The sequence below is a fragment of the Streptomyces sp. NPDC048461 genome (genome assembly GCF_055587105.1).
The window spans coordinates 26,463-40,185 of the sequence record NZ_JBVJGW010000010.1 but is presented as its reverse complement, the minus strand read 5'-3'; the positions used below and the strand labels follow the sequence as shown (position 1 = coordinate 40,185).

At 73.6% G+C, this 13,723-nt stretch carries 15 protein-coding genes; 7 read left to right on the top strand and 8 right to left on the bottom strand.

The genetic code is table 11. The features are described from left to right. The first annotated feature begins 78 nt into the window (after positions 1-78). Complete coding sequence (locus ACZ6S8_RS18865; RefSeq protein WP_469457085.1) at positions 79-708, top strand: TetR/AcrR family transcriptional regulator; 630 nt, start codon at positions 79-81, stop codon at positions 706-708. 119 nt (positions 709-827) lie between these two features. Here the strand turns inward: ACZ6S8_RS18865 and ACZ6S8_RS18860 are convergent, their stop codons facing one another. Further along, complete coding sequence (locus ACZ6S8_RS18860) at positions 828-2,309, bottom strand: peptidase M16 family protein (RefSeq protein WP_469457083.1); 1,482 nt, start codon at positions 2,307-2,309, stop codon at positions 828-830. A gap of 102 nt (positions 2,310-2,411) precedes the next feature. Between ACZ6S8_RS18860 and ACZ6S8_RS18855 the strand changes: the two genes are divergently transcribed. Both ACZ6S8_RS18855 and ACZ6S8_RS18850 read left to right on the top strand, forming a co-directional pair. Further along, complete coding sequence (locus tag ACZ6S8_RS18855; protein ID WP_469457081.1) at positions 2,412-3,431, top strand: hypothetical protein; 1,020 nt, start codon at positions 2,412-2,414, stop codon at positions 3,429-3,431. 65 nt (positions 3,432-3,496) lie between these two features. Further along, on the top strand, positions 3,497-4,081 hold the full coding sequence (locus ACZ6S8_RS18850; RefSeq protein WP_469457079.1) for an SMI1/KNR4 family protein: 585 nt from the start codon (positions 3,497-3,499) through the stop codon (positions 4,079-4,081). Positions 4,082-4,543: 462 nt separating this feature from the next. Here ACZ6S8_RS18850 and ACZ6S8_RS18845 read toward each other — a convergent pair whose 3' ends face one another. Further along, the gene (locus ACZ6S8_RS18845) at positions 4,544-4,819 is read right to left on the bottom strand and encodes a hypothetical protein (RefSeq protein WP_469457077.1); all 276 of its coding nucleotides are present in this window, start codon (positions 4,817-4,819) and stop codon (positions 4,544-4,546) included. A 116-nt stretch (positions 4,820-4,935) separates the two neighbouring features. Here ACZ6S8_RS18845 and ACZ6S8_RS18840 point away from each other — a divergent pair, with 116 nt between their 5' ends. Continuing rightward, a complete protein-coding gene (locus ACZ6S8_RS18840; protein ID WP_469457075.1) occupies positions 4,936-5,589 on the top strand; it encodes a hypothetical protein in 654 nt (217 codons plus the stop codon). Positions 5,590-5,733: 144 nt separating this feature from the next. Here the strand turns inward: ACZ6S8_RS18840 and ACZ6S8_RS18835 are convergent, their stop codons facing one another. After that, positions 5,734-6,540, bottom strand: a complete 807-nt coding sequence (locus ACZ6S8_RS18835) for a CAP domain-containing protein (protein WP_469457073.1) — start codon at positions 6,538-6,540, stop codon at positions 5,734-5,736. Positions 6,541-7,421: 881 nt separating this feature from the next. Here ACZ6S8_RS18835 and ACZ6S8_RS18830 point away from each other — a divergent pair. After that, positions 7,422-8,435: an alpha/beta hydrolase gene (locus ACZ6S8_RS18830; RefSeq protein WP_469457071.1), complete on the top strand. Its 1,014-nt coding sequence runs from the start codon at positions 7,422-7,424 to the stop codon at positions 8,433-8,435. A 67-nt stretch (positions 8,436-8,502) separates the two neighbouring features. Further along, a complete protein-coding gene (locus ACZ6S8_RS18825) occupies positions 8,503-9,075 on the top strand; it encodes an OsmC family protein (protein WP_469457069.1) in 573 nt (190 codons plus the stop codon). A gap of 17 nt (positions 9,076-9,092) precedes the next feature. Here the strand turns inward: ACZ6S8_RS18825 and ACZ6S8_RS18820 are convergent, their stop codons facing one another. After that, positions 9,093-9,557, bottom strand: coding sequence for an NUDIX domain-containing protein (locus ACZ6S8_RS18820; RefSeq protein ID WP_469457068.1), 465 nt, complete (start codon positions 9,555-9,557; stop codon positions 9,093-9,095). A gap of 87 nt (positions 9,558-9,644) precedes the next feature. Between ACZ6S8_RS18820 and ACZ6S8_RS18815 the strand changes: the two genes are divergently transcribed. After that, on the top strand, positions 9,645-9,986 hold the full coding sequence (locus ACZ6S8_RS18815) for a DUF5713 family protein (RefSeq protein WP_469457066.1): 342 nt from the start codon (positions 9,645-9,647) through the stop codon (positions 9,984-9,986). 127 nt (positions 9,987-10,113) lie between these two features. Here the strand turns inward: ACZ6S8_RS18815 and ACZ6S8_RS18810 are convergent, their stop codons facing one another. The 4 genes from ACZ6S8_RS18810 to ACZ6S8_RS18795 all read right to left on the bottom strand — a co-directional run bounded on the left by ACZ6S8_RS18810 (position 10,114) and on the right by ACZ6S8_RS18795 (position 13,700). Beyond that, positions 10,114-10,992, bottom strand: coding sequence for an alpha/beta fold hydrolase (locus ACZ6S8_RS18810; RefSeq protein ID WP_469457064.1), 879 nt, complete (start codon positions 10,990-10,992; stop codon positions 10,114-10,116). A 490-nt stretch (positions 10,993-11,482) separates the two neighbouring features. Continuing rightward, complete coding sequence (locus ACZ6S8_RS18805) at positions 11,483-11,659, bottom strand: CsbD family protein (RefSeq protein WP_469457062.1); 177 nt, start codon at positions 11,657-11,659, stop codon at positions 11,483-11,485. Between the two features lie 122 nt (positions 11,660-11,781). Further along, positions 11,782-12,438 carry a hypothetical protein gene (locus ACZ6S8_RS18800; RefSeq protein ID WP_469457060.1) on the bottom strand — a complete coding sequence of 219 codons (657 nt, stop codon included), beginning with the start codon at positions 12,436-12,438 and terminating at the stop codon, positions 11,782-11,784. Then, positions 12,435-13,700: a 2-isopropylmalate synthase gene (locus ACZ6S8_RS18795; RefSeq protein ID WP_469457058.1), complete on the bottom strand. Its 1,266-nt coding sequence runs from the start codon at positions 13,698-13,700 to the stop codon at positions 12,435-12,437. The genes ACZ6S8_RS18800 and ACZ6S8_RS18795 overlap by 4 nt, the downstream gene beginning before the upstream one ends. Positions 13,701-13,723 lie beyond the last annotated feature (23 nt).

Here is a 13,723-nt window from a genome sequence, read left to right as displayed (position 1 = left end):
ATCCGAACCGGTGATCCATATAAACGGATCAGTGGTTCGAATATATGGACCACTGATCCGGATAGTCAAGGGGGCCAGATGCGGGCCGACGCCAGGAAGAACCGCGACCACCTGCTCGCCGTAGCGGGAGCGGCCCTGTCCGAGCAGGGTGTGGACGTGTCCCTGCGCGACATCGCGCGCAGGGCCGACGTCGGACTCGCGACGCTGCTGCGGCACTTCCCGACGCGCGAGGCGCTGCTCGACGCGCTGCTGCGCACGAGCTTCGACGAGCTGACGGCGAAGGCGGACGGACTCGAGACGTCGAGCTCGCCCGAGGACGCGCTGCTCTCGTGGCTGGACGACTGCGTCACGTGGACGACCGAGTACCGGGGCGTGACCGAGCTGATGGCAGCCGCCATCGATGACACCGGATCCGCACTCCACGCCTCCTGCGTCACCCTGCGCGCAGCCGGTGCGCGACTCCTCGCCCGCGCCCAGGCCGCCGGCGCGGCGCGGAGCGACATCGACGGCGCCGATCTGTTCGCGCTGGTGGCGATGCTCGCCTGGCTCGGCGATCAACCCTCGCTCGCACCGCGCTCCGACCGCCTCTTCGGGGTTGTCGCGAGCGCGATCCTGACGAGCACGGCCGACCCCCGAACCGCAGGGTCGGTCCGCCTTCCTGCCGCCACTCCGCGGCAGCGGCGGAGCCGAGGCGATGCGGACGGGTGACTGCGCCGGGAGGCACCGGCGATGCGCCGCACCGGGCAGGGGCGGGGGAGGGGGCGGGGTCAGGGCGCGGACGGGAGTGTGGGCCGCGCACGACCCGTCGGCCCCCTGGAGCGCATCGGCTACGTCCGGCTCGGCGGCTCCGCGCGTTCCCGCGTACGGGCGGGCGGGATGGCGTCGTCCAGGGTGCGTATCAGTCGGTCCATGCCCTGGAACTGACCGGGAACGAGCTCGAGCAGGCACCCGCAGCGGGCGACGGCTCGCCGGGCGGCACCCCACCGTTCCAGTTCGACGACCTCGTCGAAGCGGTACTCGTGGTACCAGTCGTCCTGGCACCACACGAGCGAGCGGGGTGTGCGCACGATGCGGTCCGCGCTCCTGGCGCCGAGCCGGAGCCGCGCCCGCAGCGGGAGGCCGTGCACCTCACCGGGTGGCGGGGGTACGTCCCACTGCGCGCAGACCCCGGTGTGCGGCAGGCGCCGTCCGTCCAGCCCGGTGAGTGCGGGGAGCGTGCCGTTGGGGACGACGAGCAGCGCGCCGGCCACGGCCCGCTCGACGGCTTCGCGCACGTCGCCCGGGGTGACCGTCTCCAGCGCCCGCATCATCGTGGGACCGTCGAGGTGGGGGACGCCGTACAGCTCGCTGTCCGACGCCTCGTGCAGGCCGTCAGTGGCGGTCGACTGCAGGATGAACTTCCTGTGGCACCAGGCGACTTCCGCCGCAACCTCTTCGGGAGCCGGTGCTCCGCGGGCGAGCCGCACGGCCTCGCCCCACAGCGCGGCGGCCACGGCCTCCTCGCGTCCCTCCTCGGCGTCGAGGAGGAGCATGCGCTCGACCGAGCCGCGGTCCCGCCCGGTGACGAACGTCTCGACCGCGCTGGCGATGCCCAGCCGGTCCCTCGCCAGGCCTTCGACCCGGCTGAAGAGGATCTGGTGCCCGATCCGGGCCGCGGCCGAGCCGACCGGCACCTCGTACGCGAGGGCCACCCCGTCCATGTCGCGCTGGGCCCACGCGTGGCCGGTCAGCGGGCGGGGCGCACTGCGTGCGGGCCGCGCCCCCTCGGGCAGCGGCAACCGGAGTCCGGGCGGCACGGGGCCGGCCACCACCAGGACCGCATTGGCCCGGGTGAAGTACGCGGCCGCGTGGTCCCGGACCATCTGGGGGGTCAGCGCCCGGTATCCGGCGCCCTGGTGGCAGGCGAGGCCGAGGCCGTGGGCCCCGTACCGGGCTCCCAGCACCTCGGCGATCTGCGCGTCCACGGGTGTGGCGCCTTCGATGTCGAGGCGGCCCGCGACGTGTTCCATGCGGTCCAGGGACAGGTCCGACAGGGCGTTGCACACGGCCTCCAGGAACCGGACAACCTCCTCGGGAGTCCCGTAGCCGTGGAACCTCGTCTCGTCGAGGTCGAAGAACGAACCGAAGTCGTCCCCGTCCAGCCCCTCCAGACGGTCCGTCGCCAGCGCCTCGACGAGATGGGTGACCCCCATCGTGCGGAACGTCTCGTCCCGCGCCCCACAGCCGAACCGCAGCGCGACACTGGCGAGCTGCCCGTCCCCCTCGGGCAGGAACAGGACCGGTACGCCGTCGACTTGGGTGCGCTGCATGACGGCGACCCTATCCGTGCCCGGCACCGCTCCCGCGTACGGGTACGACGACCAGCGTGACCTGCCGCTTCACCGGATCGGGCGGTGATGCAGTATGTGCGGATGACATGGGGCAGGAAGACGTTCACGGGCGCCGTGGCCGCGTTCGAGAAGGCCGTGCGGGAGCAGCACGCCCCCGGCGCGGAGGAGGCGTTCGCGCAGCTCCACCGGACGGTCGGCAAGGCCGGCGACCGCGCCTGCCGCGAGGCGGGGCCGCGACTGGCGGCGTTGCTCCCGGAGGTGCCGCCGGGGCCTCGGGCCGCGCTCGCCGTGATGGTGGGGGCCTGCGTCGAACGGGGCGCCGATGCGGGGGCCTGCGCACCCGCGATCCTCGCCGGGGCGCGGGAAGGGTTCGCGGCCGGCGGTGACTTCTGTGAGCGGTGGGCCGATACCGGGGGAGGGAACCTGCCCGGACCGGACGACGACCTCACCGACGCGATCGTCGCGCGGACCGGGCACGCGGCCGCAACCGGCTGGTTCACCCTGCATCAGTGGGAGATGGCGGGTGTCGCCGTGCTCCTCACCCGTGCCGTACGCCGGACAGCGGTGGGCCAGGCGGAGTTGCTCGCACAGGTGGAGCGGGTGGCCGAGGCCTCGGGCCACCCCTTCAGGTGCCTGACGTACGCGCTGCGCGTGCTGGACGACGAGCCGCTCGTCGCGCTCCACCGCGAGACCGGCACCGGGTACGCCCTGCGCATGAGCGGGATAGGCGACAACTTCCAGCTCCACACCCTGCTCGCCGGCGTGCTCATCGGCGGCAAGCACGTGCCGGGCGAGGCGCCGTCGGCGCGGGAGATCGCCGTGTGCCGGGACACCGCCGGTCAGGTCCCGACCACGGGTGCCTTCAACCTGGTCGGCGCGGACGGAAGCTGGATCTTCAACGAGGGCAACCCCGCCGACATCCCCGTCGTGGACGGCGTCCGGCTGATCGCTCTCGACCCTCCGCCGTACCGGCGGCAGTGGCCCGCCGGACGGTTCTTTCCCGGCATGCCGGGGGACCTGGTGCTGGAGCGGGTGCTCGGCGCGGAGGAGGCCGCCGACTGGTTCGCCAAGGCGGCGCCCGCCACGAGGCCCGGCGGATGACTCGGCCGGAGCAGGCATCGGTGCCCGCGTCCGGGCGTGATGACGCAGTCGTGAACGGAGACGCGATGCGCGCACAGACCCCGGCGCGACGGCTGGCCGACCCGTACGAGGCGCTCGCGTCCCTCGAAGCGGCGGTCCCCGGACTGGCCGGACTGCGCCGGGCCGAGCCCGCGCGCGTCGACTGGGCGGTGGCGGAGGCGCGTCTCGGGACGGGACTGCCGGCCGACTTCAGACTGCTCGCGGAGGTGTATCCGCCGCTGGTCTTCGGCGACTACCTGTCCTTCCACACACCGCAGCCCGGTGCGGAGGAAGCATGGGCGGAGGGCGCCGACGAGGAGGCGGAGGACGTGGCGGACCTGATCGACACGGAGGGCCTGGGCGCCGTGGCGGCGGTGTACCCCGCTCCCGGCGGCCTACTGGCCTGGGGCAGCTCGCAGCACGGCGACACCTTCCTGTGGACCACCGGCGGCAGCGGACCCGGGGCGTGGACGGTCACCGTCGGCACGCACAGCGGCGGGTGGTGGCACTACACCGCCGGAGCCGTCCAGTTCGCGGCGGACCTGATCTCCGGAGCGCTGGAACCCTGGGGGCTTCCCCGCGTCCGTCCCGTGGCCGTAGCCGTAGCCGTAGCCGTCGGCGGCGAGGCGTAGGGCTCGGGTACGCGGACGGGCCGGTGGCCCGGCTGCGGTGTTGCCGTATGGCTACCAGCGGTACCAGCGGTACCAGCGGTACCAGCGGTACCAGCGGCCGGTGCTGCCCTTGGGGCGGGCCGCGAAGCCGACCAGCAACCTCCGAGGCACCGTGTGCCCGACCCACCCCCCCCACCATGTACTGCAGGCGGGCAGGTCAGCCGGTCGGTCAGTCGGTTCGGTCACCGCGGCATCGGCGGGGCCGACGGGCGAGCCCCGACGGGTCCGTGCTCAACTGCCGCCGCCTCCCTGCGCGGGAGCGGGAAGCGGACGGGTACGAGCGGGCTCCGGAACCGGATGGGCCTGCGCGTCCTTGCGCAGGCGGGTGGTGACGGCGAAGCCGACGTCGCGGGTGAGCGCCGGCCGGTCGCCCGTCAGTCCGAGTTCCCCCGCGAGGACGTGCCCGCGGAGGTCGACGGCCGCCTAGACGAGGTCGGCCAGCGCGGTCGCCGCCTCCCGCCCCCGGGCCCGCGCCGTCAGCGCGACCACCGCGGCGACCGGCAGCGCGGGCCACATCGGCACGCTCTGGCCCGTCAACGACGCCGCCGCGACGGACATCGCCCGCGAGACGTACGCGTCCCTGACCGCGGACGCGGCGGACGGGCCCCGGACGGAGCTGGCCGCCCACGCGCTCCACGGGGCCGTTCGCACCCTGCGCGCGAGGTACCCCGCCAGCCCCTCGCTGTGGGCCGCCCACATCCACCTCGGCGCGTGCGACCGCCCGGGGCCTCCGTACGCCGGATGCGATCATGGGGGCCGGAAGCGTCGCCGTGCGGGGACGCCGGAGGGAAGGACACGGGGTGGCCCAGGGGCGGATGACGTACAACGTGCGGTACGGGGCGTCCTCGCCGCTCGTCGTCCGCCACGGCGACGGCGCGGGGCCCGAGGGGCTTGTCTCCGTCGGCGCGCTCTGCCGTGTGCCCGACGGTCACGGTGCCTCCGCGCATCCCGGTGCCCGTACCTTCGACGTCGTCGGCGAGGGCCGGACCGCGATCGCCCGGGTGTCGACCGAGGACGCCGGCTCGCGGGCGGGCGGACGCCCCGCCGTGTACCGCGTCGACGACCCGTACGGCGCCCCGCTGGGCCGGATCACCTACCGGCGCGGACGCGCCCTGCGCGGAGCCCGCGCGCGCTGGACCGTCGAGTCGGCGGCGGGCCACCGCGTGCGCGGCTTCCGCGGGCGCCTGTTCTGGTGGGCGGTGTGGTGGCCCTTGAGCCTGCCCGTGAGCCTGGTGTGGCTGGTGCTGTCCCTGCTCGGCGAGGGCGACGACGCCTTCGGCAAGCCGCGCAGGGTGATCTGGCGCGACGCATCGCGCCGGGCGCACCTCGTCTTCCGGGGCGTCGCGGACGAGTACCGGGTCCTCGACGACAGCTGGGACCCCCGGCTGGTGGCCGCGCTGCTCGGACTGCACCAGTCGTACGACCCGTCGGAAGGCGGCGGCGAAAAGGGCTGGTACGCGGGTCGCTGAGCCGGCGCGCAGCGGGAAGCCCCGCCAGAGTGGCCCTGGCGGGGCAGGGGATGACAGGCCGCGGTCGGCACGCCGGCCGGTGCTGCGGATCGTCCCGGTGTCCGGTGCCTGGTGTTCGGTGTCCGGTGTTCGGTGTCCGCCGGGTCAGCGCGCGGCGCCGAAGTCCTGCGTCCAGTAGTGGCCCGGCTGCGCGAGGCCGATGCCGATCTCCTTGTACGAGCAGTCGAGGATGTTCCGCTTGTGGCCCGGGCTGTTCATCCAGCCCTCCATGACCTTTTCGGCCGTGCTGTAGCCGTAGGCCACGTTCTCGCCGTACGTCCGCCACTGGTATCCCGCGCGGGTGATGCGCAGGCCCGGGTCGGAACCGTCGGATCCGGTGTGGGACATGTTGCTGTTCGCGGCCATGTCCGCGCTGTGGTCCTGCGCGGCCTTCGTGAGCTTCGCGTTGAGGGTGAGGACCGGGCACCCGACGGCGGTGCGCTCCTTGTTGACGAGCGCGAGGACTTCGGCCTGGGCGCCGGAGGGCGCCGCGGAGTCCTTCGCCGCCGCGGGCTCGGTCGCCTGCTGGGCGGGCTTGACGGGCTTCGCCGGCTTGGCGGGCTTCGCCGGCGCGGCGGGCCGCGGCGCGGGCGGGGTGCTCTCGGCGACCGGCTCCACGGGCGGCTTGGCGGCCGGCTGCTCCGCGGGCTCGGCCGGCGCCGCCGGCGCGGCCTCGGGGCTCACCGGGGCGCCGTCCTGCGCGGGGGCTTCCACGGGCTGCTGCGCGGCCGGCGCGGCGGAGGGGGCGTTCTGCCAGGGGCGGCTGTCCTGCCGGGCGGCCGTGGTGCGTATCGGACCGGTGCCCTCGGTGTCGAGGCAGGCCATGGCGGCGCCGGGCACGCCCACGACGGCGAGGGCCCCGACGGCGATGACCATCTTCCGGTGGTGCGTCTTCTTACGGTGCTTCTTCATGCGTGACCTCACTCGGTGATCCCGAAGCTCCCGGCGCCGGACCGCGAGGGCGCCGGAGGAGCCGCCATTCTTAGAAGCGGGGCACGGGCCTGGCAAGCTCGGCGGGCCGGGCCGCCGCGGAGGTGCCCGGCCGGGCTTGAAACGGCCGGAAGGTCGTGCATGCCCTCTCGGCGGCGGCTCGGGCAGGACCTGACAGGGTGCTAGAACCGTCCCTCGGCAGTCGTGTTGGAAGCGGAGCAGCCGGAGGCGCCGATTCCGTTCCCGGCGGAATGAGGCATGTCAGTGTCAAAAAGGTGCAAAGAGCCATATGTCGAGTGCGAACGGGCCCGGTGCGGCCCGCGGGGGCGCCGGGCCGCACCGTGACGCATGTCACGGGTTCCGGCGGGCGCCGGGGAGCATCGGGCCGAAGCTCTGGAGTTCCTCAAGACGTGCTTGGGATGCGGGTCGGGAGGGGCATCTCCCCGGCACACGACAGCAAGGGGGGTGGGACACGTGGAGTTCTTGGTGATCATGGGAATCGGGCTCGCCGTGGTGTTCGTCTTGGCGATGTTCGGCGGCGGAAGCGGCGGCGGGTCGTCGCGGGGCCGGTCGCGCAGGCGCGGCGGCGGAGGCGGAGGCGGCGGCTACGGGTGTGGCGGCGGATCGTCCTGCGGTGGGGGCGGATCCTCTTGTGGTGGCGGAGGCGGCGGAGGTGACTGACCCGTGGGCGCCCGCCGCCCCGGCCGCTCCACGGGCGGGGCGGCGGGCGGCGGGCGGCGGGCGGCCCGCTGACCGGGGGATGAGCGGTGCCCGACGGCTCTCTACCTCCCGATAGGGAACTGGTTGGACCTTTTCTGACTCTTCCAGGAGGTATACGGCCTTTAAGTGTGTGGAGTTGTTGCATGAAGCGTCAGGGAGTCCTCCTGGTTCCGGCCCTCGCCCTGGCCTCGGCCCTGTCCCTGGCCGGATGTTCCGGCGGCTCGGAGGAGGCGGCGTTCGACCGGCGCCCGCCCGCGAGCTCGGGGAAGAACAGCCAGAGCGCGGAGCCGACGGCCTCCGGTGCGGCGGTGCAGATGCCGACGAACGTCCGGAAGTGGAAGCTGCAGCGCGAGCTGAGCGACGGCACGCAGGTGATGTGGACGACGCTGAAGGGGCCGAAGTCGGGGTTCGAGGGCCGGGTGTGGGCCTGGGTGCCGAAGCAGTACACCGAGAAGAAGTACGAGAACAGCGCGTTCCCCGTCCTCACCGCCCTGCCGGGGGCGTCCGGGTACCCGACGAACTACTGGTTCGGCTCCGACTTCAAGCTGCAGGAACGCATCGCCGAACAGGTCGACCAGGGCAAGTCGCTGCCGTTCATCGTCATGATGCCGGTCCTGAACGCCAAGCTGGACCAGTACTGGGACGGCAGCGACATCCCCGGCCAGCCCAAGATGGGGACCTGGATGTCGGACGACGTACCGGACCTGGCGCGCGAGAACTTCCGCACCTACAAGGACCCCAGGGGCTGGGGCTTCTTCGGCTCCTCCGCGGGCGGCTACGTCGGGATGAAGATGGTCCTCCAGTACCCCGACCGCTTCAGCGCCGCCATCGCGGGCGGACCCGACACGGCTCCCGACGCTCCCTTCTGGAAGGGCCACGACGAGGAGAAGCGGGCCAACGACCCGAGCCACCTCGCCGAACAGCTCGGCAAGAAGAACGGCCCCAAGGTGCACCTGTCGTTCCTGCTCGGCGACCGGGAACCGGCCGACACGGTCAAGGCCTTCAAGGACAAGATCACCAAGGGTCCGATCGAAACCGACCTCCACGTCATCCCGAACGCCGGCCACGACGGCCACAAGTACGCGGACGGGCTCTTCCAGGGGCCCCTCGAATGGATCAGCAAGCGCATGCTCGGCCCCGTTCCGGCCGCCCGCTGACCCGGAAGCCGCCACCGCCGCGCACCGGCCGGCCGCCGGATCAGGGGGTGGCCGTACTCTTCCCGCCATGACGATCACACCGGCCCGGACGCCCGGCCTCGCCGAACACCTCAAGGACAAGGGCGCGGCCATGCGCGCCGCCGCCGCCCGCCGTCCGCAGGACACCGACTGGGACGAGGAGATCGGGGCGGTCTGCGTCGCCGACGACGCGACCGGCGTGCGCAAGGTACGCGTCGGGGACTGGTCGTTCATCAGCGACGGCGGCCCGGACATCGGCGGCTTCGGACTCGGACCCTCCTCGCCGGAACTGCTCTGCGCGGTGATCAGCACCTGCCTGACGCACACGGTGATGTGCCTGGCGGCCCTGGACGGCACCCCTCTCGACCGGGTCGAGGTCAACGTGCGGGCCCGCAACAACGACGCCCGGTTCTTCGAGGTGCCCTCCGACGCCCCGTCCGTGCCGTACGACTTCACGGCGACCGTCCTGCTCGCGGGCCCGCTCTCCGCCGAGCAGAGCGCCGCGCTGCTCGCGGCGGCCGACGAGCGCTGCCCGATGCTGCAGATGGTGCGCTCCCGGCACGGCATCGACCTGCGCGCCGCGGCCCCCGACGGCGCGGACCACGCCGACACCACCGCCTGAGGGCGCGGCGCCCCGCGTCAGGGAGCCGGCCACCGGTATTCGCTGTACGGGACGCCGTCGGCGATGTGACGCAGGGCGACGCGCAGGTAGTCCGGCATCGGCTCGGGCAGGGAGTCGGCCCGGTGCCAGCTCCAGCTCTCGCACTTGTCGGGCTCGGGATTGCCGATGTCTCCCGTCCACGTGTCCGCCTCGAAGAAGAACGCGATGCGCTCGTGGGCTCCGTAGACGGAGACGTGGTGCATGACGTGCACGAAGCGCAGGTCGTCCGGGTCGGCGGTGACGCCGACCTCTTCCAGCAGCTCCCGGCAGGTCTCCCGGCGCGCCGGGGCACCCTTCTCCATGAGCCCGGCGGGCAGCTGGAACACCCGTGGGAAGACGGGCTGGTGGCCCCGGCGGCCCATGAGCAGGCGCTCGCCGTCGCGCAGCAGCAGGTGGACGTCGGCGTAGTGCGAGGCGTAGGTCCTGGCGGTCTCGGTCGTCATGCGGACCATGGTTCTCCCCTCGGGCCGGGGTTGTCAGTCGCATGGTGCAGGATCAGCGCGTCAACTCGCCGAAGGATGGGAAAACCGGTGTCGATCACGAACCAGCAGGTCAACGAGTACGTGTTCCTGCGCGCGCTGTACGCGGACGCGTACTACCCGGATCGGGTCCTCGACAAGGGACGCGCCGTCCTGCTGGGCCTGTGCGAGCGGATCGAGGCGGAACGGCCCGCGGACCTGGCAGCGCTGTACCTGCTCACCGAGGTGGCGACGGAGGCGTTCAACGACCTGGAGGCCGAGTTCGAGGCGGCGGGGAGCGAGATCGAGACCGTCGCCCGCGAGGAGATCGCGGAGGACTTCGGCTTCGTGGCGTCGGCCTACGGGTTCGAGGACGCGGACGTGGAGGAGCTGATCGCCGGGCGCGAGTGGTGACGGGTGTTCCGGGGGCGTCGTCTCCGGCTCCGGACCGGGGACGATGCTCGTCGGCACGGCGCCGCAGTCGGGGCGGGGGAGTGGAGAGCAGGGCTCTCCGCCCTTCGCGGCGCCGTGCGCGGGACGCTCAGTGGCCGGCGGGCAGCAGTACGTCGCGGAGCGTCTGAGCGAAGGCCTCCGGATCCCCCTGCTGGCCGAACTCGCCGCCGAGGAAGCCTCCGTGGTGGCTCGGGAAGAGGGTCAGTCCGGTGCCCAGCCCGTCGGCGATCGCCGACGCGGCGCGGGCAGGGAACTGGCCCTCCGACTCCTTGCCCGCCGCGACGACGATGCGGGTCGGGGCCGCGCGCAGGGCGGCGAAGTCGGGCCGGTACCCCGTGCAGCCGCGCATGTTCTGACCGAGCAGCGGGTCGTCGCGCGAGCCGTCGTCCTCGGTGGGCAGCCCGAAGGCGGCGGGGTCGGGAGCGGGCTCGTCCGCCCAGTCGGCGGGGAAGGGGCCCTGCCGGCCGGCCACGGCGATGAACTTCGCCATCGCGGGGCCCATGCCGTCGCGCCGGTACGTGGCGTGGATGTCCGCGCAGACCTCCAGCGCCGCCTCGCGGTCCGGCAGGACCTGCGCCGTCGGCGGCTCGTGCGCGACGAGGGTACGGACGAGTTCCGGATGCCGCGCCACCAGGTCGAGCGCGTTGACGGCGCCGCCGCTGCTGGCGAACACGTCCACGGGGCCCGAACCGAGCGCTTCGATGACCCGCCGCAGGTCGTCGGCGTGCTCCTCGGGCATCGACTCGGCCGCGCCGTCCGTACGGACGCTGCGGCCGGTCCCGCGGGGGTCGTAGGTGACGACGGTCCGGTCGGTGAAGTGCGAGGCCAGCGTGAGGAACCCGCTCGCGTCCATGGGCGAGCCGATCAGGAAGAGGGCGGAGCCGCCGCCGTCCGGACGTCCGCCGCGGACGTCGTAGCGGACGGTGGCACCGGTGGTGTCCAGGGTGTGGGTCACGAGCTCGGTCATGGTGTCTCCTCGGCGTGCGTACGGTCAGAAGGAGAGACTGGCGGTCCCGGCGGAAATCATCGCTCCGGCCAGCCCCTCTTCATCACGGTCCTGGCTCGTCGCGGAGGGGAGCGGGCGTTCGATCGCTCAGTGGATCGGGTTGCGAAGACCCGGGCCGGGCCCGGCCCCGCGGGGCCGTTCCGCCCCGCCCGCGGCGGCGGGGAGCATACCGAGGGTGCATCCCGGGACAAGTGTTCGGGGAGCCTGGTGCGACGCACGACGCACGACGCACGACGCACGACGCACGACGCACGACGCACGACGCACGCCGTGCCACGCGGCGGGACCCCGTTCTGATGCGGTCCTTCGCGGACCTGTGCGCACGCACCGTCCGGGGCGTGGCGCTGACCGGGCGCGCCGCCCGTCACCCGCCTGACCTGCGGAGGGTGCGGCGGTCCTGACGCGCCGGAAGGGCCCGCCTCGTGGAGGCGGGCCCTTGCCGGAACCGGGTTCAGCGGTCGTCGCGCTTGTCCCGCAGGTGGTCCTTGGCGTCGGCGACGGCTTCCTTCGCCTTGCCCTTCGCCTGGTCCATCTTCCCCTCGGCCTTCATCCGGTCACTGCCGGTGGCCTTGCCGGCCGCTTCCTTCGCCTTGCCCTTGATCTTGTCCATGCCGCCCTTGTCAGCCATGTCGTGCTCCTCACGTCTGGGAATCGGTGACGATGACAAACTAGGACGGAAATGGACATCCCGCCTGTCGAGCGTTCCCTGATCCGGCTACCGCGGCTCCCCGCGCCGCTCGGGTGGCCCGGTCATGCCTGGTCAGCCCCCAAGCGGGCGCGGAGTGCGCCGAGGTAGGCCTGCTCCGTCGGATAGGGGTGGTCCTGGCCGCCGTGGCGGTGGAGGGAGAGCCCGCCGTCCGGAGCCAGGCGCAGGGTGGTGGTGGCCCTCCGGCCCGGCCCCGTTCCCCCGTCGAGGACGGGGGTCCGCGGGAACATCTCCCTCGCGGCTCCGGCGGAGCCGGCCGGCGGGTGGCCGGTGCGGTTGGCGCTGGACACGTACAGAACGGGGAACGGTTCCAGTACCGGCAGGAGCGGGGGCCAGCGGGCGCCGAACAGCAGCGCCCAGCCGTCCTTGCTCGCGGGAGCGAGCCAGTCCGGGCGGGCTCCGCCCGGGCGGAGCGGGACGAGGAGGGTGACCCGCTCCTCCTCCAGCAGCCTTCCGGCCAGCCGCACGCCTGCCGTGTCCAGGTCCGCCCCGCGCGCCAGCTCGGCGAAGGTGCCCCGGTCGTGGGCCCACAGGGCGACGGGCTGGTCCGCGGGTCTGCCCTTCGCGGTGTTGACCCCGCCCGGATCCGTCCCGGCGACCACGTACGTCAGCGGCGCCGGATTCGGCAGGACCACCGCCGCCCCGCGCTCCAGGGCCAGCCGGGCGGCGTCCGCGCCGACGAGGCCGGTACCGGCGTTCACCGCGCACCCGCCGCCGGCTGCAGCAGCCCGTCGAGGTAGGCGCCGAAGGCGGCCTCGTCGACCACGGCGCGGCCGGTCCGGAAGGCGACGCCCTTCACCCAGCCCATCGCCGCACGGGCCTGCGCCGCGTCGAGCGCGTACCCGAGCCGCGCGGCGACGGCGGTGACCACGCGTGCGCTGGCCAGCTGGGTCAGGACCACCTGCGGCTCGATGCCCAGGATCCGTTCGGGGTCGAACGGCTGGAACAACGCGGGGTGCACGAAGGGGGTACCGGTGGAGATGGTGCCCACGCCCGTCCCGACGACCGGCGTGTTCACGCTCAGCGGCACCCCCGTACCGGCCGAGACCATCCGGGCGATCTCCGGCAGCCGCCTGAGGTCGGGCGTGGTCCACCAGGGACCGTCAGCCGCACCTGACGGCCCGTGCGGGCCCTCGCCCAGCAACTGCCGGGTCCGGTCCGGCCGGTAGGCCAGGAGGAACAGCAACTGCTCGGTGGCGACCATGCCGCTGCGCTCGGCGATGCCCAGCCAGGAGCTGGACAGGACCCGCACCCCCGCCCGCAGCGCCTCCAGCGAGTTGGCGAGGCCCAGCCCGAGGTCGTTGTGGAGGTGGGAGGCGAGCACCGTGTCCGGGCCGGCGGCCGAGCCGACCTCCAGGAACATCCGCCGCGCTTCCTGCGGCAGTTGGTCCCCGACCGTGTCGGCCAGGACGACCACCCCCGCTCCGGCGGCGGTCATCTCCGCCGCGTACCGCCCCGTCAAGCCGTGGTCGGCGCGCGAGGCGTCCGCGAGGCAGACGTCCACGGCGACCCCGTCGTCCAGGTCCCGGGCCTCCTTGACCAGGGCCGTACCCGCGGCGAGCGCGTCGGCGGCCCCGGTGTGGGTCATTACCCCGGCCATGGCCTCCGAAGCGGGCACCACCACCATCACCCGGGCGTGCGCGGTCCCCCGGACCGAGGCGACGGCCTGCCGTACGTCGTCCCGGGTACCGCGGCACACGGCCGCCACGCTCACCGCGCCCTCGGCCTCCACGGCCACCCGCCTCACGGCGTCGAACTCCTCCGCGCACACGGCCGGGAAGCCGGCGGCGAACACCACGTGGCGCGGCCCGTCCGCACCGAAGATCCGCCCTTGTTCCCGTGCCAACCGCACCCGCAGGCCGGCCCCCATGAGCGTCTTGGCCTGTGCGCCGTCGCGCGCCGACTCCTCCCACAGCACCACCCGTCCTGCCGAGGCCGACTCGCGGACCAGATCCCTGTCCATCACACGTCCCAGTGCCGCGCCCC